Origin of the sequence: Nonlabens sp. Asnod3-H03 (assembly GCF_045063665.1) — a bacterium.
GTDB classification, from domain to species: domain Bacteria; phylum Bacteroidota; class Bacteroidia; order Flavobacteriales; family Flavobacteriaceae; genus Nonlabens; species Nonlabens ulvanivorans.
Map to the genome: position 1 here is coordinate 972,412 of NZ_JBEFOD010000008.1, position 20,230 is coordinate 992,641.

Annotated in this window: 17 protein-coding genes; 15 read left to right on the forward strand and 2 right to left on the reverse strand. The window is 35.5% G+C overall.

Annotated features, from left to right (window positions below; translation table 11 throughout):
• The first annotated feature begins 153 nt into the window (after positions 1-153).
• The 11 genes from ACJJVI_RS07580 to rlmN all read left to right on the forward strand — a co-directional run bounded on the left by ACJJVI_RS07580 (position 154) and on the right by rlmN (position 11,222).
• On the forward strand, positions 154-966 hold the full coding sequence (locus ACJJVI_RS07580; RefSeq protein WP_405351274.1) for a prephenate dehydratase: 813 nt from the start codon (positions 154-156) through the stop codon (positions 964-966).
• Positions 963-2,126, forward strand: a complete 1,164-nt coding sequence (locus ACJJVI_RS07585) for a pyridoxal phosphate-dependent aminotransferase (protein WP_405351276.1) — start codon at positions 963-965, stop codon at positions 2,124-2,126. Before ACJJVI_RS07580 ends, ACJJVI_RS07585 begins: the two co-directional genes overlap by 4 nt.
• Positions 2,123-2,983 (forward strand): prephenate dehydrogenase, encoded by an 861-nt coding sequence (locus ACJJVI_RS07590; RefSeq protein WP_036582497.1) that lies wholly within the window; start codon positions 2,123-2,125, stop codon positions 2,981-2,983. Before ACJJVI_RS07585 ends, ACJJVI_RS07590 begins: the two co-directional genes overlap by 4 nt.
• Positions 2,973-4,055: a bifunctional 3-deoxy-7-phosphoheptulonate synthase/chorismate mutase type II gene (locus ACJJVI_RS07595; protein ID WP_042245738.1), complete on the forward strand. Its 1,083-nt coding sequence runs from the start codon at positions 2,973-2,975 to the stop codon at positions 4,053-4,055. Before ACJJVI_RS07590 ends, ACJJVI_RS07595 begins: the two co-directional genes overlap by 11 nt.
• 82 nt (positions 4,056-4,137) lie before the next feature.
• Entirely contained in the window at positions 4,138-5,142 is a 1,005-nt protein-coding gene (gene rsgA / locus ACJJVI_RS07600; RefSeq protein WP_042296050.1) for a ribosome small subunit-dependent GTPase A, read from the forward strand.
• On the forward strand, positions 5,139-5,591 hold the full coding sequence (gene dtd / locus ACJJVI_RS07605; RefSeq protein ID WP_348021877.1) for a D-aminoacyl-tRNA deacylase: 453 nt from the start codon (positions 5,139-5,141) through the stop codon (positions 5,589-5,591). Before rsgA ends, dtd begins: the two co-directional genes overlap by 4 nt.
• Positions 5,592-5,608: 17 nt before the next feature.
• Positions 5,609-5,938: a nucleotide pyrophosphohydrolase gene (locus tag ACJJVI_RS07610; RefSeq protein WP_042245744.1), complete on the forward strand. Its 330-nt coding sequence runs from the start codon at positions 5,609-5,611 to the stop codon at positions 5,936-5,938.
• 2 nt (positions 5,939-5,940) lie between these two features.
• Entirely contained in the window at positions 5,941-7,218 is a 1,278-nt protein-coding gene (locus ACJJVI_RS07615; RefSeq protein ID WP_348021876.1) for a 3-phosphoshikimate 1-carboxyvinyltransferase, read from the forward strand.
• Positions 7,219-7,285: 67 nt separating this feature from the next.
• Positions 7,286-8,338, forward strand: a complete 1,053-nt coding sequence (gene queA / locus ACJJVI_RS07620) for a tRNA preQ1(34) S-adenosylmethionine ribosyltransferase-isomerase QueA (RefSeq protein ID WP_042269595.1) — start codon at positions 7,286-7,288, stop codon at positions 8,336-8,338.
• 105 nt (positions 8,339-8,443) lie between these two features.
• Positions 8,444-10,105 carry a T9SS type A sorting domain-containing protein gene (locus ACJJVI_RS07625; protein WP_405351281.1) on the forward strand — a complete coding sequence of 554 codons (1,662 nt, stop codon included), beginning with the start codon at positions 8,444-8,446 and terminating at the stop codon, positions 10,103-10,105.
• A 76-nt stretch (positions 10,106-10,181) separates the two neighbouring features.
• Positions 10,182-11,222, forward strand: a complete 1,041-nt coding sequence (gene rlmN, locus ACJJVI_RS07630) for a 23S rRNA (adenine(2503)-C(2))-methyltransferase RlmN (protein WP_348021874.1) — start codon at positions 10,182-10,184, stop codon at positions 11,220-11,222.
• A 9-nt stretch (positions 11,223-11,231) separates the two neighbouring features.
• Here the strand turns inward: rlmN and ACJJVI_RS07635 are convergent, their stop codons facing one another.
• Together ACJJVI_RS07635 and ACJJVI_RS07640 are read right to left on the reverse strand one after the other, a co-directional pair.
• The gene (locus ACJJVI_RS07635) at positions 11,232-12,575 is read right to left on the reverse strand and encodes an aryl-sulfate sulfotransferase (protein WP_405351283.1); all 1,344 of its coding nucleotides are present in this window, start codon (positions 12,573-12,575) and stop codon (positions 11,232-11,234) included.
• 59 nt (positions 12,576-12,634) lie between these two features.
• Complete coding sequence (locus ACJJVI_RS07640; RefSeq protein WP_042296041.1) at positions 12,635-14,005, reverse strand: T9SS type A sorting domain-containing protein; 1,371 nt, start codon at positions 14,003-14,005, stop codon at positions 12,635-12,637.
• Positions 14,006-14,239: 234 nt separating this feature from the next.
• Here ACJJVI_RS07640 and ACJJVI_RS07645 point away from each other — a divergent pair, with 234 nt between their 5' ends.
• The 4 genes from ACJJVI_RS07645 (at position 14,240) to ACJJVI_RS07660 (ending at position 20,213) form a co-directional block, all read left to right on the forward strand.
• A complete protein-coding gene (locus tag ACJJVI_RS07645; RefSeq protein WP_348021872.1) occupies positions 14,240-15,217 on the forward strand; it encodes a polyprenyl synthetase family protein in 978 nt (325 codons plus the stop codon).
• A gap of 118 nt (positions 15,218-15,335) precedes the next feature.
• Complete coding sequence (der, locus tag ACJJVI_RS07650) at positions 15,336-16,637, forward strand: ribosome biogenesis GTPase Der (RefSeq protein WP_042245766.1); 1,302 nt, start codon at positions 15,336-15,338, stop codon at positions 16,635-16,637.
• Between the two features lie 153 nt (positions 16,638-16,790).
• A complete protein-coding gene (locus ACJJVI_RS07655; protein WP_405351287.1) occupies positions 16,791-19,550 on the forward strand; it encodes an outer membrane beta-barrel protein in 2,760 nt (919 codons plus the stop codon).
• A 174-nt stretch (positions 19,551-19,724) separates the two neighbouring features.
• The gene (locus ACJJVI_RS07660; protein ID WP_317290731.1) at positions 19,725-20,213 is read left to right on the forward strand and encodes a hypothetical protein; all 489 of its coding nucleotides are present in this window, start codon (positions 19,725-19,727) and stop codon (positions 20,211-20,213) included.
• Positions 20,214-20,230: the final 17 nt, after the last annotated feature.

Consider the following 20,230-nt stretch of genomic DNA (forward strand, 5'->3'; position numbering starts at 1 on the left):
CTATTTTACTTTAGCCATCTATTATGAACACAAAAACTTATTTCTGGTACGGATTTTACTTCTATTTTATAGAAGACAAGGCTGTATTGTGAAAATTTAAAATATACTAACAATAAAGTCTTGATTTAATCAAGACTTTTTTTTTACAATAAAATGAAAGTAGCAATACAAGGAATTCAAGGTTCTTATCATCATCAGGTGGCGTCTATTTTATATGGGAATGTTGAGCTATTAGAATGTTCCACATTTGATCAGCTTGTCAATGCTGTTTCTACTGGTCACGTTCAAACTGGTGTAATGGCAATAGGTAACTCTATAGCAGGAAGCATCTTGCCTAATTATAATTTAATAAAGGAACAAAATCTGTGCATCACAGCAGAGTATTATTTAAATATAGAACACCAATTAATGGCTCAGAAAGGTCAGGTTTTTGAAGATATTTTTGAGGTGCAGTCCCATCCTATGGCTTTACTACAATGTCAATCTTTTTTCAGAAAGCATTCTCACATTAAGTTGGTTGAGACTGATGATACCGCAGCTGCCGCACAAAGAATTGCAAGGGATAGCAAAATGGGAATTGCTGCTATAGCATCTTCACAAGCGGCTGCTTTTTATGAACTAGATGTGGTTGCAAAAGATATTCAAGAAGTAAGGAATAATGCGACTAGGTTTGTGGTAGTAAATAGGGAAAGTATCATTGATGAACAAGCTAATAAAGCGACGATCAATTTTACCGCTAATCATGAGCCTAGTAGTCTCGCAAAAATATTAACCAAATTAGGAGATCTAGATATGAATGTTACAAAAATTCAATCTATTCCGATCATTGAGAAGCCATTTCTATTCTCTTTTGTTGCAGATCTTGAGTTTAAAAATCTGCAGTTATTTAAAGAAGCACAATTAGAAATAGGCATTCTTGTAGAATCTTTAAAAATCCTAGGAATTTATAAATCACACACGTTATGATAAAAGCAGCCACGAGACTTGATAGCGTTCAAGAATATTACTTTGCGACTAAACTGCGTGAGGTAAGATCTATATTAGAAGAAGGAAAACCTATCATTAATGCAGGAATAGGTAATCCAGATTTACTTCCTCCTGAGCAGGTTATACCTGCAATAACGGCTGCGTTACAAGATCCTAAAGCACATGGTTACCAGAGTTATTTAGGGTTGCCAGAACTGCGAGAAGCGATGTCGCAGTTCTATAAAACGCATTATAGTGTTTCTCTAGATGCAGAATCGGAGATTATACCGTTGATGGGAAGTAAAGAAGGTATTTTACATATTTCTATGGCTTTTCTTAATCCTGGAGATGCGGTTTTAATTCCAGATCCTGGATATCCAACTTATGCTAGCGCTACTAGATTATGTGAGGCTATGCCCGTTACATATGCTCTGAAAGAAGAGTATCATTGGTTACCTGATTTAGAAGAATTAGAACAACTTGATTTAAGTAAAGTAAAAATTATGTGGATCAATTATCCACATATGCCTACTAGCGTTGCAGGTTCAAAAGAGTTGTTTGAAAAACTAGTCCATTTTGCAAAAAAGCATGAGATTTTGCTTGTAAATGATAACCCTTATAGTTGTGTAGGTTATGAGGAGAAAATAAGTGTTCATCAAGTAGCTCATTCAGAAGATGTAGTTCTAGAGTTAAACTCCATTAGCAAAACATTTAACATGCCTGGATGGAGAGTAGGAATGCTTACTGGGAAAAGTACTTTACTTAAAGAAGTTCTTAAAGTAAAAACTAATATGGATAGTGGTATGTTCTATGGTGTTCAGAAAGGCGCCATTGCAGCATTAAAAACTGTTGATGTATGGATAGAAAATCAAAATAGAATCTATAAAATCAGAAGAGATTTAACCATACAGCTAGCTGAAAAATTAGAGATGCAACCTCAAGAACAAAATGGTGGTTTATTCGTTTGGTGCAAGTTGCCAAATGGAATGACAGATGACAAAGCTTTTGTAGATCAATTGCTGCATGAGAGCCATATTTTTATCGCACCAGGAAGCATTTTTGGAAAGAATGGAGAAGGTTATGTGCGATTTTCACTTTGTGTAAATGAAGATCAAATACAAGAAATGATTCACAGAGTTACTAAAAAAGTCGAGGCATGAAAAAAGTATATTTAATAGGTACTGGATTGATAGGTGGATCCATACTTAAAGATTTGCGTGTTCATTATCCGCAGGCTATTTTTTATGGTATTGACCACAATGATGCTCATGTAGAAAAAGCAAAGCAAAACGGTATTATAGATGAAGTGGCACAATTTCAAGAGTTGAAAAATGCAGATTTGGTTATCATTTCAATTCCCGTAGATGCAACCTTAAAAGTTTTACCTCAAGTGCTCGACTTAGTAAATGAACATGCACTAATTATAGATGTAGGTTCTACCAAAGAAGCAATATGTAAAAGTGTCGAAAATCATAAAAACAGGAGGCAGTTTCTTGCGGCACATCCTATTGCGGGAACAGAATTTTCTGGACCAGATGCTGCCATCTCAAATTTATTTGTCAAAAAAACGCTAATTATATGTGAGGTAGAGAAAACCACCTTTAAATTGCAAGAATTGGCAAATGAGTTGTTTGAGAAACTGGAAATGAGAGTGCGATACATGACGCCTGCGGCACATGATAAACATATTGCTTATGTGTCACATTTGTCTCATATCTCTAGCTTTATGTTAGGTAAAACGGTCATTCAAGAAGAAGAAAACGAGCGTGATATATTTGACCTCGCGGGCAGTGGTTTTGAAAGCACCGTACGATTAGCAAAAAGTTCTCCAGCCATGTGGACACCAATATTTGCACAGAATAAGGAAAATGTACTAGCTAGTCTAGATGGATATATTGAGAATTTATCTCGCTTTCGCGAAAGCGTAAAAAATAACGATCACCAATCCATATTTCAAGATATGGAAGAAACAAATAGAATAAAAACGATATTGAAAGGAATTGAAAATGGAAAATAAAAAGGAATTTAGAACTTGGTTAGATAATCACAACCTAGAGCATCCTATAGTGATTGCTGGACCTTGTAGTGCAGAAACTGAAGATCAGGTATTAAGAATTGCACATGAACTTAAAGACAGCGACGTAACATATTTACGTGCAGGTATCTGGAAACCTAGAACGCGACCAGGAAACTTTGAAGGTGTAGGAGCGATAGGATTAAAATGGTTGCAAAAAGCAAAAGCAGAAACTGGTTTGCTAACTGCTACAGAGGTTGCTAATAGAGCCCACGTAGAACTGGCGCTAGAACATGATATAGATCTTTTATGGATAGGTGCACGATCTACAGTGAGTCCATTTATAGTACAAGAAATAGCAGATGCTTTAGAGGGAACAGATAAAGTGGTGCTAGTAAAAAATCCTGTAAATCCAGATTTAGCTTTATGGATAGGTGCGGTTGAGCGATTTCATACAGCTAATATTAAAAACCTAGGAGTAATTCATAGAGGTTTTTCTACTTATGAAAAATCAAAATATCGTAATATACCTGAATGGCAAATTGCGGTAGATTTTCAAACACGTTTCCCAGATATTCCATTGATATGCGATCCATCCCATATTACTGGTAAGAGAGATATGATTTTTGAAGTATCACAAACCGCACTAGATCTTAATTATGATGGATTGATGATTGAAACACATTATGATCCTGATAATGCATGGAGCGATGCGGCACAGCAAGTAACTCCAGAAACATTGTTGCAAATTTTTCAAGACTTACGCATTAGAAAAGAACAAGATGATGAGGTAGGATATCAATCTAAACTAGGTGTTTTAAGAGCGCAGATCGATGTAATAGATAGCAATATTATTGAGACTTTGGGTAAAAGAATGAAAACAGCTGATGCGATCGGAGCCTTAAAAAAAGAGCGTAATGTAGCAGTTCTTCAATCTAAAAGATGGAACGAGATTTTAGGTAAAATGATTCTTGCTGGTGAAGAACAAGGTTTAAGTGAAGAGTTTATCCTTAGAGTTTTTAAAGCGGTTCATCAAGAATCTATCAATCATCAAGAGAAAGTAATTAATAAATAATTGCGGTAAAGATTTTATGTTCTGGCAGCACTATATATAATTAACCTAATTTTGACTTCTAGAAATAAAGCAATTAGTTTAAATGAAAGGAACCGTCTATAGATCAACAGGAAGCTGGTATGAAGTAAAAGGTACTGATGGTGCGATGTATTCATGTCGTATAAAAGGTAAATTTAGACTACAAGGAATCAAGAGTACTAATCCTGTGGCTGTAGGTGACCGAGTAGAATTTGAAATCGAGAAAAAAGGAGATGAAGAAATAGGAATTATTAATGAGATTGAAGAACGTGATAATTATATCGTGCGCAAATCTGTAAACCTATCTAAACAAACCCATATTATCGCAGCAAATGTGGATCAGGTTTTTTTGATAGTCACTTTAAATAATCCACCTACATTTACCTCATTTATAGATCGTTTTTTAGTAAGTGCGGCAGCTTATCAAATTCCAGTTATTTTACTTTTTAATAAAGTAGATACTTATAACGATGATCAAGATGAAGTGGTGTTAGATCCAGAAACTGGTGAAGAAATGCTAGCGATGACCGAGCTGGATCAGGTGCGTATTTTAATGCAGTTATATAAATCTGTTGATTATGAATGCATTGCGATAAGTGCAGCAACAGGTAAAAATATAGATTTAGTAAAAGAGAAGATGCTGGGTAAAACCAGCATGTTTGCTGGCCATAGTGGTGCTGGTAAAAGCACTACTGCAAATGCAATACAGCCAGGACTAGAATTAAAAACTAAAGCTATAAGCTTACAGCATAAACAAGGACAGCACACAACTACATTTGCAGAAATGTTTGATCTCGATTTTAATGCTCGCATTATTGATACACCAGGTATTAAAGGTTTCGGTGTTGTAGATTTAGAGAAAGAAGAAATAGGCGGTTATTTCCCAGAGATTTTTGAACTTAGTCAGAGCTGTAAGTTTCATAATTGCTTACACCTTGAAGAACCTAAATGTGCTGTTAAAGAAGCTGTCGAGACAGGAGAAATCTATTTGAGTCGTTATGAGAGCTATGTGCAAATTGTCAATGGAGATGAGGATAATTATCGTGCAGATAAATATACCACACCATGAGAGTAGTTTTGCAACGGGTCAGTGAAGCAAGTGTTACTATAGATGGTCAAGTCCATGGAGCCATAGATCATGGGCTACTTATTTTACTTGGTATTACTGTAGAAGACACTCAAGAAGACATCGATTGGCTTGTAAATAAAATTGCTGGAATGCGCATTTTTTCAGATTCAGAAGGTAAAATGAATTTGAACATCAGTGGTATAGGTGGAAACGCATTGGTGATTTCTCAGTTCACACTTTATGCCAGTACAAAAAAAGGAAATAGGCCTAGTTTTATTAATGCCGCTAGACCAGAGGTGGCTATACCATTATATGAAAGTTTTGTGAGCACGCTTTCGCGAAAGCTGGATAAAACAATCCCAACAGGAATCTTTGGTGCAGATATGAAAGTAGCTCTCGTAAATGACGGACCTGTTACTATTGTAATGGATAGTAAGAAAAAGGAGTAGTTTAATTAATAATAAATATGTCTTTAAAACAATCACAACAGCAAGTTGACAACTGGATCAAAAATCATGGAGTGCGTTATTTTAACGAGCTTACTAACATGGCACAACTTACCGAAGAAGTAGGTGAAGTTGCTCGTATTATCGCAAGAAGATATGGAGAGCAAAGCGAGAAAGAAAGCGATAAAAACAAAGATCTAGGAGAAGAACTCGCTGACGTTATGTTTGTAGTGCTATGTCTCGCAAATCAAACAGGAACTGATCTCGAAACCGCTTTTGCAAAAAAACTGCAAATTAAAACAGAGCGTGATCATGACAGGCATCACAATAATGATAAGCTCAAAGGCTAGTCATGGATTTATTATTAGAAAAGCCCTTAGACTCGTTAAGTAAAGAGGTTGTCTTTACCATAACAGGCTCAAAAAGTGAAAGTAATCGTTTGCTTATTCTCAAAGCTCTATATCCCGAATTAGAAATTGTCAATCTTTCTAATAGTGATGATACAATACATATGCAAGAGGCACTAATGTCTCAAAAAAATCATGTTGACATAGGTCATGCTGGTACAGCAATGCGTTTTCTTACTGCATATTATGCAAGTAAAAAAGGTCTGGTCACCATAACTGGAAGCCAGCGCATGCAGCAACGACCTATAGCAGTATTAGTCGAAGCATTAAGGTCTATAGGTGCAAAAATTGAGTATGTAAATGAAGAAGGCTATCCACCTCTTCAAATTGAAGGTGGACATATTAATGATACAACGGTTAAGTTAGATGCCAGTGTATCTAGTCAGTATATAACTGCTTTAATGCTCATAGCACCATCGCTGGACAATGGATTAAAAATTGAGTTAATAGGTAAGTTAACCTCAAGGCCATATATAGAAATGACGGTACGTCACCTACAATCTATAGGCGTGACTGTAAACTGGTCACAGATTGATATTTCAGTTGAAAAAGATGATAAATCACCATCAGAATTGATCTCAATCAGTTCTTTAAATTCTACATCTCAAAAATCATTAACAGTAGAAAGTGACTGGAGTAGCGCTGGCTATTGGTATAGTTGGGTAGCTTTACAGGACACAGGTTATCAATTAACTTTACAACATTACTTTAAAGAGTCAGTCCAAGGTGATAGTAAGTTAAGCGAGTATTACGAGGCATTTGGAGTTCAAACTAGCTTTGATAATAATCAACTCATATTAACTAAGAGGTCTGAAAAGGTAGCGCAACGCATCGTGATTAATCTGGTGAATGAGCCAGATCAAGCACAAACTATATTTGCCACCTGTTTAGCATTAGGTGTTGACGCTCATCTTACTGGACTACATACCCTACGTATAAAAGAGACAGATCGTATTGCAGCCTTAAAGGATGTGGGATCTCGCTTTCGCGAAAGCGTAATAGAAACCACCCAAGATACTATAACATTAACCTGTATACCTCTAGAACAACATGCCGAGCCTGTGGTAATCGATACTTTTGATGACCATAGAATGGCTATGGCATTTGCGCCAGTTGCCTGTCGGACTTCATTGTTAATTAAAGATGCAGGTGTGGTCACAAAAAGCTATCCGCAGTTTTGGAACGATTTAAAACGGGTAAATGTCAATATCACAGAAATTTAAGTGTCGATTTACTTGACAACGCCTATTCCACAATCGTATATTTGTTATCTCAATATAAAATGAATACATGAAGCTATCTCAATTCGGTTACAAACTACCAGAAAATTTGATTGCGCAACATCCTGCAGAAAATAGAGATGAGTCGCGACTTATGGTACTCCATAAAAAAACGGGTGAAATTGAACACAAAATGTTCAAAGATGTTCTCGATTATTTTGAAGAAGACGATGTTTTTGTAACTAATAATACACGTGTGTTTCCTGCCAGACTTTATGGTAATAAAGAAAAAACAGGTGCACGTATCGAGGTTTTTCTTTTAAGAGAATTAAATCCTACTACAAAGTTGTGGGACGTTCTAGTAGATCCAGCGAGAAAAATAAGAATAGGAAATAAGCTTTACTTTGGTGAAGATGAAAGCCTAGTAGCAGAGGTGATTGATAATACAACTTCAAGAGGAAGAACGTTAAGATTTTTATTTGATGGTAGTTATGAAGAGTTCCGTCAGAAATTGAAAGATCTAGGAGAAACTCCACTTCCTAGAGAACTAGGTCGCGAGGTTGAGGAAGAAGATGAAGAACGTTACCAAACTATCTATGCAACTAATGAAGGCGCTGTTGCAGCACCTGTTGCAGGTTTACACTTTTCAAAGCATTTATTAAAACGTTTAGAAATTAAAGGTATTCATAGAACTGCGGTAACTATGCATATAGGTTTAGGAACTTTTGCTCCCGTGGAAGTAGAGGATTTATCTAAACACAAAATGGATAGTGAGCAGGCAGAAATTACTGAAGAAACACGTGCTATAGTAAATAAAGCTATAGATAATAGAAAGAATGTATGTGCGGTAGGAACAACCACCATGCGTACTCTAGAAAGCGCCGTAAGTAGTGATGGTCATTTAAATACTTTTGATGGTTGGACTAATAAATTTATTTTCCCGCCTTATGATTTTAGTATTGCAAATGCTATGATTACAAATTTTCATCATCCTAAATCCACTTTGATGATGCAAGCAGCAGCTTTTGCAGGTTATGATTTATTGAAAAAAGCTTACGATGTAGCTATTAAAGAAGAATATAAATTCTCTACTTATGGAGATGCAATGTTGATAGTTGACTAAATAATATACAATTAATCTTACAACGAACCGCTTAGAGCTTTTCTAAGCGGTTTTTTTGTGCTAATCTCGTATATTGCAACTTATTAAACTCCCTAAAAATCAGTGATGAAAAAAATATTACTAACGTTATTAATTTGTACTGTAGCCTTTAATTTAAATGCTCAAGTATCTGATCAAACAACACCGCCTAGTTGGGCATTCAATTTAAAATCCCAACCAGTAGCTGAAATTATGCCGTCTTTTGACTTACAATCCATGATTGCCGAAGATGAAATTGAGGCAACTCAAGTTATAAAAAAGCCTTATCGTTTTGGTAAAAAATTCTCTGTAGCAATGGATTTATTTAATTCTGGTCAGTGGACTGAGTTAGAAAATGGAGATCGTCTATGGAGATTGAATGTAGTATCAACAGGCGCTCGCACGATGAATTTTATGATGGATAGATATAATCTTCCTGAAGGCGCAGAAATGTTTATTTACAATGATGATCATACTGACAAAATAGGACCTTATACAATTAATGAAAATCAAGAAGATGGAATATTAGGTACATGGGTTGTTTATGGAGATAATGTATGGATTGAATATTATGAGCCAGCTTCTGTAAGAGGTTTAGGGCGTATTTCTATTAATGAAGTGGTGCATGGTTATAGAGGTTTTGGAGAGGCCGAAGAGAGCTTCTTAAAACTGAATGAATCTGCAGCATGTAATGTTGATGTGATGTGTGATCCTAATCAAGGTTCTACAAATGGTCAGGATTGGTCGACAATAAGAGATAATTACAGACATGCAGTAGCTAGAATTATTATCAACGGTGCAGGACTTTGTACTGGTACCTTGGTTAATAATGTTAGAGAAGATGGAACGCCATATTTTTTGACGGCAGACCATTGTTTAGGTAATACTGGTGATGGAGCAAGCTCTTTTTACTCTGCAACTGGTTGGACTTTTGGTTTTGATTGGTATACCAATACACCTGATTGTGCGACCAATTCCAATACTGTTGGTGCTCAAAATCCAACTAGAGTGATTGCTGGAGCGACGTTGAGAGCAAATCGAGGAGCTAGTGATGTAGCTTTATTTGAATTAAACTCTACTCCACCAGCATCATGGGATTTGTATTATGCAGGATGGTCTAGAGCAACATCTGGCGTGACCTCTCAATTGAGTATTCATCATCCTAGCGGAGATATTATGAAGTTAGCTAGAAATGATCAAAGCACTTCTTTTGTTACAGTTTCTGGAATTTCTTGTTGGAATATAGCAGATTGGGATTATGGTGTTACTGAAGGTGGTTCTTCAGGTAGTTGTCTGTTAAACCCACAAGGGCTGATTATAGGACAATTACTGGGTGGAAGTGCAGCTTGTTCTGGTACAAATGACAATGGCGCACCAGACTTTTATGGTAGATTTAATGTAAGTTGGGCTACAGGAGGAACAGCAGCAACACAATTAAAAGATTGGTTAGATCCAGATAATACAGGTACTACATCTTATGATGGTGATTATTACTCTACCTTAAGTACAACAGAGAATCAAGTGCTTAATTTTAGTGTATTCCCTAATCCATCTAAAGATATTTTTAATTTTGATTTAGATCAAGAAGCTTCTTATCAAGTATATGACCTATCTGGAAAAGTAATTGCTACAGGAGAATTTACAGATAATAGTAACAGTGTTGATCTTAGTGCTGTATCAAATGGTATCTACTTTATCAATGTGCAAACTATTAATGGTAAGGCAACAGCAAAATTAATCAAAGAGTAATTTTTAACTCAACAACTTTAAAACGCGCTGCAAGATTGTCTAATTTTGTAGCGCATTTTATTTATAAAAAGTTCCATTGAAAGAAACTAAAAAAGATATTAGATCATATACTCAAGATGAATTGAGAGAGTATTTTGTAGATCAAGGTCAACAGGCTTTTAGAGGTAATCAGGTGTATGAATGGTTATGGAAAAAAGGAGCGCATCACTTTGAGGACATGACTAATCTTTCTAAAGAAACAAGAGCATTTCTTCAAGAGCATTTTGTGATCAATCACATAAGAGTAGATCACATGCAGCGCAGTAAAGATGGTACTATTAAAAACGCAGTAAAATTACATGATGGTCTAACTGTAGAGTCTGTAATGATACCTACCCCAACTAGAACAACAGCTTGTGTTTCTTCTCAAGTAGGATGTAGTTTAAATTGTGAGTTTTGTGCTACGGCGCGTTTAAAACGCATGCGTAATTTGAATCCTGATGAAATATATGATCAAGTCGTTGCCATAGATCAACAAAGTAGAAGTTATCATAACAGGCCACTTTCAAATATTGTCTTTATGGGAATGGGTGAGCCGTTAATGAATTATAATAATGTCATTAAGTCTATCGATAAAATAACAGGTGATGATGGTCTAGGGATGTCTCCTAAACGTATCACTTTATCCACTAGTGGTGTGCCTAAAATGATGAAAAAGTTGGCAGACGATAGGCCTAGGTTTAATTTAGCACTTTCATTGCATAGCGCGATAGATGAAAAGCGTGTTAAAATCATGCCTTTTAATGAGCAATTTCCTCTAGAGGATATTAAAGATGCTCTACGTTACTGGTATGATAAAACAGGAACTCGTGTAACCTATGAATATGTAGTTTGGAAAGGGATCAATGACACTAAAGAAGACATTGATGCGTTGATCGATTTTTGTAAAGTAATACCTTGTAAGGTTAACATCATAGAATATAACTCCATAGATGACGCCCGTTTTGAACAAGCGTCAAAACAAGCAGTAGATGCTTATGAGCGAGAACTCAACCGATATGGTTTTACTGTAAATGTAAGGCGTAGTAGAGGAAAGGATATTGATGCAGCTTGTGGACAACTGGCAAATAAGGAGTAAGGTCGTTTACTAATCTTCTATCAATTCTAATGCTTGTATTCCAGCAAAGTTTACAGGGTAACTTCTGTTTTTAAATCCATTACTTTGCAGCATTAATTGATTTGCGGCTTCATTTTCAAAATTATATTCCCATACAATTTGGTTCAATGGGTTTACTTCTCTAATGATTAAACCAGAGTTGCTGGTGATTAGAGTATTACCTGAAGGAAGTCTTTGGGCTCCAGAAGTACGTTTTGAGTATATGGCAGTATCCGAATAACTCCATATAGGTGAGTCTGGGACATTGCCTTGATTTATAATACTGGGATATCTTCCATCTATACTAATAGGAACATTAATCTCTTTTACAGTAGAAAAATCAATTCCATCCAAGTTATCAAAGATTAAGAAAGATCCCAACGAGTTTACATTACTTCCTACATAGGTCCCATCGTGTGGTCCATTAAAAATTTGATCATTACTAGAGCCCGTTTTGAAATTTTGTGGATTTCCATATCTAAATAGAAGATCACCACCTTTTCCAGAGTTCCCTCCAGAAGAACTAGCAGCCTCAGCAGTCGTAGTGCTGTGGTCTATAAGAAAAAACTCACTTAATTCTCTGCTATTTAAGACTATCTGATCATGTTCTAGTATGTAGTCTAAACCATTTCCATGAGAGAAATTTGCTATCCCTACTCCCATGTTTATATCAAATAATTCTGGATGCGATGCTACGGTTCCAAAATTTAATTGAGCAGCATCAAAATCTTGAATAAGATGGTCCCATAAACTCCATTCCCAAATTACATTTGCTTGATTACTCCCTATAGGTTCAATTTCAATTATCTTATCTATGATGAGCCTGTTCTCAAAAAGCTTTTGTGGATCCCTACCATTGGATATACTGCTATTTTCATCTTTAACTTCCCATACACTCGCTAATAAATTACCATTAGGTAATATGGCAATGTCATGATGTAAACTTTCAGTTGAGTTATCTAATAGCCATTCCCATTTGAGATTATTGTCTTTATCAATGATTTGTAATTTACCTGTTTTTCCTCCTATGGCTATACCATTATCTATATCTGTATAAACGGTGCGTATTAATGAGCCATCATCCATTAAATAAGCCATTAAGGTAGGGCTGCTTGTAGCATACCATTTATGAACTTCTTTCCCTTCTCTGTTAATTAAATATGTAGTGTCACTTCGTATAGGAGTTATTAGTATAAAATCTTCGGGGACTTCATTAGGGATAAAGATAGTTACTGCATCATTAGGTTTTAAGTTTGAAGCAGTGTTCATTAGGTCATCATCATTTTTACAGGAAGAGATCGCTAGTAAACTAAAGAGTATAAATAGAAATTTCATAAGGATAAAAAAAGCGCTCTAAAAATAGAGCGCTTTTTATTAAGATTAAGTAAACTTATTTAATTTTTGATAATTTGAACTGTTTGCACGCCTAAATTGCTAGTAGCTCTTAAAAAATATATTCCAGAATGAACATCGGTAATGTTGATTTGATTGTTAATTATGGTTATATCTTCAAGTACTTTTTGACCTAAAGCATTATATAAATCTACTGAATTAATATTTTCATCAGTTATGATATTTATAATAGAATTTGCTGGATTAGGGCTTATTGTGAAAAAGTTGATAGAATCATCTTCAACAGAAGCAGTTCCTGCAGTCGTATAGGACCATATTGGTTGGTTAACTGCTTCAACTCCATTATTAGTTGGAACAACTTGCCAATAATATGTAGTGCCAGCAGATTGGTTCACAAACCTAGCTGCCATCCCTGTAAAAGTAGTGGTAAGAGTTTGAAGTGTTGTTGGAGAATCTCCAAGTCTAATCGTATAAGCATTTGGTTGTTGACCAGTAGCGTCCTGAACCCAAGCAATATCAACTGCGTTATCTGGACTACCATCAGCATCAGCATCAGCAGTGTCAATTACAACCATAGTCGCACCATCAGTAGGTGTTGGTGTGGTAGCATTACTAGGAGCAGTACCAGAAGCAGCTGCCGTTGTGAATGACCAAATAGGGTTGCTTGTTGAACTTCCAGAACCATTAATTGCTACAATTTGCCAATAATAAGTCGTTGCATAAAGGTTTCCTGTAATACTAACTGATGTTGCAGTGTAAGTTGTTGCGGCAGTTAAATTGTTGAGCATTGTAGGGTCTGTTCCGTAGTAAATGTCATATTCTGTGGCTGGTGAACCAGTCGTGTCTGGTACCCAAGATAATGGTACTGAATTGTCAGGTGAACCATCTGCATTATTGTCTGCTGGGTCAATTGCTACGTTTGTTGCCATGTCAACTGGAGATGGAGTAGAAACTGCATTTGGAGGACCCGTAACAGGTGTAAAGCTTGCTGTGAAACTGAAAGGGACCGTAGTTGACCATCTATTATCCCATGCGATAAAATAAGTAGTTCCGGCAGTAACATTTATGTTTGCATTGGTAGCTAGGTTTGCTGGATAAGAAACATCATCACTACCACCCGCACAAGTTAAGTTTAAGCAAGTTCCTGTATAAACATTTACTCTAGTATCATTATTGTTATTAGCAGGTAGATCACTAGAAAGGTTTAATACACCTGTTGCTGTCGCTGTGTATGAGTACCATGCAGATCCAGTAGCATCGCTATTACCAGTACAGGTGGTTGCTATTTCTGTACCGTATGCAGATACTGTATTAGTACCAACAGTGTTAACCGCAACCGCAGTAGCACATGAGCTCTGTCCGTAAGTTAAACAACTTGCAATCAGGGCAAGTATTAAAGTAATTTTTTTCATATCTAGTAATTTAATTATTTCGGCTAAATATAGCCATATCTCAAAAAACCGACTTGTCATTTGTTTAACAATTATTGTCTTTTTCTAGATTTCCTTTAAAATTTAGACGTACTGCATTTTAATCGGTTCAAGTGTGAAAATGACCACGTTAAATATTTGATAAATTACAATTTCATCCTTCAAAAAGGTAAAAGTCTTTAAAAGGTTCGTCCTAGGGTAAGTATATTTGTAGTCATGAAAATAGTTGAGCAAATAAAAGCACCCGTTGCACACGAGATGGAACTCTTTGAAAAAAAGTTTCAGTTAGCTATGGCATCTCGCATCGCCTTGCTCAATAGAATTACTCATTTTATAGTTAATCGCAAAGGGAAACAAATGCGACCTATGTTTGTTTTTCTAGTAGCTAAAATGATAGGAGATGGAGAGGTAAATGATCGTACCTACAGAGGCGCTTCTGTAATAGAGCTAATTCATACAGCTACCTTAGTACATGATGATGTTGTAGATGATAGTCTCAAAAGACGTGGTTTTTTTTCAGTTAACGCACTATGGAAAAATAAAATAGCAGTCCTAGTAGGTGATTATTTATTATCTAAAGGGTTGTTGTTAAGTATCGATAATGGCGATTTTGACTTGCTGCAGATTATTAGTGTTGCTGTACGAGAGATGAGTGAAGGTGAATTACTTCAAATAGAAAAAGCTCGTAGATTAGATATCACTGAAGATGTATATTATGACATTATACGCAAAAAAACTGCGACACTTATAGCGGCTTGTTGTAGTCTAGGAGCATGTGCCGTTTCCCCAGGATCTCCTGATGTTGAAAAGATGAGAGAATTTGGTGAGATGATAGGAATCGCTTTTCAAATTAAAGATGATCTTTTTGACTACGGTAATGAACGCATCGGTAAGCCTACGGGAATTGATATCAAAGAACAAAAAATGACATTGCCGCTTATCCATACCTTGCAAGTGGCAAGTAAAAAAGATCGCAAGTGGTTAATCAATTCTGTAAAAAAGCATAATAGAGATAAAAAGCGAGTTAAAGAGGTTATTGATTTTGTAAAGAATAATGGTGGTTTAGAATATGCCGTTAAAGCAATGTACGATTACCGTGATAAAGCAATGGAAATTTTAAATACTTATCCTGATTCTGAGTATAAAAGATCTCTAGAGCTTATGGTAGAGTATGTTATCGACCGTAAGAAATAATTAAATTACTTCATGAATTCTGCATACACGCTTTCGCGAAAGCGTTATAAAAACCTGCACTTTTACTATTCACTACCTCATAACAAAAACGTACCTTTGCAACCGCAAATAAAACAGCATGAGCATAGTAGCAATAGTAGGACGACCTAACGTAGGAAAGTCTACACTTTTTAATAGATTGATACAACGTCGTGAGGCCATTACCGATGCGGTAAGTGGTGTCACTAGAGATCGTCATTATGGGAAAAGTGACTGGAATGGAAAGGAATTTTCTATAATAGATACAGGTGGATACGTCTTGGGTAGTGATGACGTTTTTGAGGCAGAGATTGACCACCAGGTTGAACTGGCTATTGATGAAGCAGATGTTATACTCTTTATGGTCGACGCTGAGGACGGAATCACTGGAATGGATGAAGATGTCGCCAATTTATTACGCAAGGTTAAAAAGCCAGTGGTTCTAGCGGTTAATAAAGTTGATAACCCAGAACGTGAGGCAAACGCTGTCGAATTTTACAATTTGGGTCTTGGAGATTTCTTTACGCTTTCTAGTACCAGTGGTAGTGGTACTGGAGATTTACTAGATAAAATTGTAGAGTTGTTACCAGACACACCAGTTAGAGAGGATAGCGATTTACCTCGATTTGCCGTAGTAGGAAGACCTAATGCAGGTAAATCATCTTTTATAAATGCATTAATTGGCGAGGATAGGTACATTGTTACCGATATTGCTGGTACTACCAGAGATTCTATTGATACAAAGTATAATCGTTTTGGCTTTGAGTTTAATCTCGTAGATACTGCTGGAATTAGAAGGAAGAAAAAAGTAAAAGAAGATCTAGAGTTTTATAGTGTCATGCGCAGTGTACGTGCTATTGAGCATGCTGATGTTTGTATACTTATATTAGACGCTACTCGAGGATTTGATGGACAGGTACAAAACATTTTCTGGCTGGCAGAACGCAACCGTAAAGGTATTGTCGTTCTCGTTAATAAGTGGGATCTTGTTGACAAGGAAACTAATACTGCTAAGGAGTTTGAAGCGCAAATAAGAAGAGAAATGGAGCCTTTTACTGATGTGCCTATTGTCTTTATATCTGTTTTAAATAAGCAGCGTATTTTCAAAGCAATTGAAACTGCTGTTGACGTCTTTAAAAATAGAACTAAACGTATTAAAACTAGTGAGCTTAACGAGGTGATGTTACCTATCATTGAACACTATCCGCCGCCATCTTTGAAAGGTAAATTTGTGAAAATAAAATTTGTTACTCAATTACCTACGCCACAGCCTCAATTTGCATTTTTCTGTAATTTACCTCAATATGTAAGAGATCCTTATAAAAGATACCTTGAGAATCAATTGAGAAAGAATTTTGACTTTAATGGTGTGCCTGTAAGTGTATACATGAGAAAGAAATAAGAAAACTATAGATATTGATATAAAAAGAGCCGGCATTGCCGGCTCTTTTTATTTTTAAAGATTCTTAACTAGCTGCTTGTCTACAATTTTGATATAACATTAACGTTTGACTTTTAAGATGTAAGTAATTTCATCCCACTAGCTAACTAAACTATGAAAAGACTGATTTTAACCGCAATAGCAATTCTTGCTATGGCTTTTGTGCATGCACAAAGGTTTGAAATTAAAGGAATTGTGAAGGATTCTACAAATCAAGAATTATTACAAAGTGCCACGGTATTTCTAGAGAGTAAGATAGACTCAACTTTAATATCATACTCCATTACTGATGAAAATGGATTTTTTAAACTAGTAGGAAATACTGCGGTTAAAGAATTCAACTTTTTTACATCATTTACAGGTTATAAAGAATATAATAAGATAATCACGTTTGAAAATGGGACAATCATTGATCTAGGGACTATTAATTTATCTAGTGATGTTGAGTTTCTAGAAGGAATTGTGGTTAATGCACGTAAAGCGCCCGTAACTGTAAAACAAGATACATTAGAGTTTAATGCCAAATCATTTAATACAAAAGCAGATGCAAATCTAGAAGATGTTATTAAAGAATTACCAGGTGTAGAGATTGATAAGGATGGTAAAATTACGGTAAACGGTAAAGAGGTTACTAAAATTTTAGTGAACGGTAAAGAGTTTTTTGGTGATGATCCTCAAGTAGCATTAAAGAACTTGCCTAAAGAAATCATAGATAAAATACAGGTTACAGAATCAAAAACTGAGGAACAAAAAGCAAATGGTGAGGCTGGAGATGCAAATGCGAGTGAGATAAACATCACCATTGATGAAGATAAAAATAGAGGATGGTTCTCAAGATTAACCGCTGGTGCCGGTACTGATGATCGATACTCTATGAGTGGTATAGTAAATTATTTTAAGGACTCTTTTAGAGTTAGTGTTTTAGGTAGTAGTAACAATATTAATAGTCCAGGCTTTTCTTTTGATGAAATCTATGATGCCATGGGAAACAGCGCATACTCTATTTCACGTAATTCAAATGGAAGTTTTGGTATCAACGGAATTAGTTTCGGTGGTTCTGGTGGTATTACTTCTAGTAGATCAGCGGGATTAAGTCTTGCAAATGATTGGGATGAAAAAGTAGAACTCACTGGTAGCTACTTTTATGGGAATAACGATACAGAAACACAAACCAATAATAGAACGACTACTTTTTTGCCAGATCGAGAATTCACGACAACATCTTCTTCTAGAGGTAGAAGTATGGGAGACTCTCATAGGATCAATACGAGAGTTGAAGTAAAATTGGATACTTTAACCACCATCAGTATTGAACCTAGTTATAATCAAAGCTCTAATAATAGCTTGAGTAATCGTATCTCAAATACTCAAGATGATACTGGTCAAGAAATTGACATAGAAACATCTAATAATTCAAATTCAGATAATTACACTGCTGGTGCAAATTTGTACTTCAGTCGCAGGTTTAAGAAGAAAGGAAATTCCATATCTCTTTTTACGACAATAAATGTCAATGATTCAGAATCTATAAATGACTTCTTTTCTGAACGCGTCATTTCAGATAATGGTGTTATTGATGAAACTGAGATTCAAAATCAAATCATTAATCAAGAAAGTAAAGGAACTAACTTTTCTATAACACCTACATGGCGCAAATCCTTGAGTGATGATTATAGACTAAATATTTCTTATCGTGTGTCTGCAAATAAGCAAGAGCAAAGTCGTAATGTCTTTGATAGAGATATGGTCACAGGAGAAGCCACTATTTTTAATGATGCATTAAGTAATGATTTTGAAACTGATAATACGCAACAAAGACCTAGCGTAGGGTTATCATATAACAAAGATAAAACGAGATGGGAAATCACGGCGGGACTTTTATATCAAACTTTAAATACGGACAATGTTGCGCTAGACAGTTCTTTTGATCGTTCTTTTTCTAATCCTTACATCAGAGCATATTTAAGTAAGCAGTTTGGTAAATTCGGTAGGATTTATTTCAATTATAGTAATAATATTAATGTGCCTAGTGTTAATCAATTACAACCTGTAGAAGATAGTACTAATCCTCAAAACATTATAAAAGGTAATCCAGATCTAGAAGCTACTAATACTCATAATATTTATTTGAATTTCAATAATTATAACTGGGAAGAAGGAAAAGGTATTTATTCTGGCGCAGGATTTACATACACAAATAATCAAGTCGCAGCCACAACAACAACTGATGATAATTTAGTTAGGACTACCACTTATACAAATGTAGATGGCACTTATAACGGTTATTTGTACTCTGGTTATAGCATGCAGTTTAAAAAAGACGAGCGTTCTATTGATGTGTCACTTGGATTAGACGCAAACCTGTCTTTAAATAAAGGTTTTACTAACGGTGTTTCTTTTGAAACTAATAATGTAAATCTTTCTCCTAACGTAAGTTTTGAATATAGCATTGATGACATTTTTGAGTTAGAAACAGAGTACAATATAAGTTTTAATTCTAGTAAGTTTTCACTAGACAATATCGATGATCAAAGCTTTACCAACCATACCGCCGCGATAGATTTAACGACTTTCTGGCCTAAGAGTTTGATCATGGGATTGCGAGGCGAGTATAATGTCTTTGGTAATGTGACAGAAGAGTTTGATAACGATTCCTTTGTACTTATAGGTAGTCTGGGATATAAGTTTGCAAAAGATAAAGCTGTTGTAAAACTTAAAGCTTATGATATTTTAAATCAGGTCATAGACACACGTCGTACCATTTCACAAGATTTTATTTCAGATTCCAGTAGCTTAGTGTTACGCCAGTATTTCATGCTTAGCTTCACTTATAAATTCTCAAAATTTGGTGGTAAGGATCCAAATAGAGAATAAAAAGGTTTGTTTTATGACGCTTTCGCGAAAGCGTATTTAATCATATTGTTTGAACAACTGGTAAATATTTCCTTTTCCATATAACATCATTCCCGCGTGAAGAACCTTTTAAGATTCTGTGAACACTTTGTGATTTAGAACAGATTACTTTGCTGCAACCAAAGTAATTAATCGATGAAGTTTTTAATAACAGTCATGCTGTGCATCAGTACATTATTGCCTTTTGTACCTATGCAAAAAGAGTATGTAAAGCAAGTTGACAATAACGGAAACCTAGTCAGTGAAGGCTGGATGTTGAATGGTGCCAAAGATGGATATTGGAAATTTTATGATAAGCAACAACATCTATCCTTTTCAGGCCACTATATTAACAATCAAAAAACGGGTTATTGGCACGAGTATAAGTCCGGTTTAATTAGTTCTGAAGGACATTATACCAACGATCTGAAAACAGATTGGTGGACCTGTCATAATAAAAAAGGATACCGTACTATTAAAAAACAATTTAAAAAAGGTCTCCAGCATGGGTATGCTCTTTATTATAAAAAATCATCTCTATCTATGGTAGAAGAATATGAGAGTAGTAAGAAGATAGGAGCTTGGACCAGTTATTTCAAATTTAAAAGAGACCACCCAGGATTTTCTATGAGCGATTTGCGTTAAGCAATGCCATGTAAGTC

Excerpts from the sequence above, each read along its gene's own strand:
- ACJJVI_RS07580 (WP_405351274.1), top strand. The coding sequence starts at position 154 with ATGAAAGTAGCAATACAAGGAATTCAAGGTTCTTATCATCATCAGGTG.
- rsgA (WP_042296050.1), top strand. The coding sequence starts at position 4,138 with ATGAAAGGAACCGTCTATAGATCAACAGGAAGCTGGTATGAAGTAAAA.
- ACJJVI_RS07610 (WP_042245744.1), top strand. The coding sequence starts at position 5,609 with ATGTCTTTAAAACAATCACAACAGCAAGTTGACAACTGGATCAAAAAT.
- der (WP_042245766.1), top strand. The coding sequence starts at position 15,336 with ATGAGCATAGTAGCAATAGTAGGACGACCTAACGTAGGAAAGTCTACA.
- ACJJVI_RS07640 (WP_042296041.1), bottom strand. The coding sequence starts at position 14,005 with ATGAAAAAAATTACTTTAATACTTGCCCTGATTGCAAGTTGTTTAACT.
- ACJJVI_RS07590 (WP_036582497.1), top strand. The coding sequence starts at position 2,123 with ATGAAAAAAGTATATTTAATAGGTACTGGATTGATAGGTGGATCCATA.
- ACJJVI_RS07585 (WP_405351276.1), top strand. The coding sequence starts at position 963 with ATGATAAAAGCAGCCACGAGACTTGATAGCGTTCAAGAATATTACTTT.
- queA (WP_042269595.1), top strand. The coding sequence starts at position 7,286 with ATGAAGCTATCTCAATTCGGTTACAAACTACCAGAAAATTTGATTGCG.
- ACJJVI_RS07635 (WP_405351283.1), bottom strand. The coding sequence starts at position 12,575 with ATGAAATTTCTATTTATACTCTTTAGTTTACTAGCGATCTCTTCCTGT.
- dtd (WP_348021877.1), top strand. The coding sequence starts at position 5,139 with ATGAGAGTAGTTTTGCAACGGGTCAGTGAAGCAAGTGTTACTATAGAT.
- ACJJVI_RS07660 (WP_317290731.1), top strand. The coding sequence starts at position 19,725 with ATGAAGTTTTTAATAACAGTCATGCTGTGCATCAGTACATTATTGCCT.
- ACJJVI_RS07655 (WP_405351287.1), top strand. The coding sequence starts at position 16,791 with ATGAAAAGACTGATTTTAACCGCAATAGCAATTCTTGCTATGGCTTTT.
- ACJJVI_RS07615 (WP_348021876.1), top strand. The coding sequence starts at position 5,941 with ATGGATTTATTATTAGAAAAGCCCTTAGACTCGTTAAGTAAAGAGGTT.
- ACJJVI_RS07645 (WP_348021872.1), top strand. The coding sequence starts at position 14,240 with ATGAAAATAGTTGAGCAAATAAAAGCACCCGTTGCACACGAGATGGAA.
- ACJJVI_RS07625 (WP_405351281.1), top strand. The coding sequence starts at position 8,444 with ATGAAAAAAATATTACTAACGTTATTAATTTGTACTGTAGCCTTTAAT.
- ACJJVI_RS07595 (WP_042245738.1), top strand. The coding sequence starts at position 2,973 with ATGGAAAATAAAAAGGAATTTAGAACTTGGTTAGATAATCACAACCTA.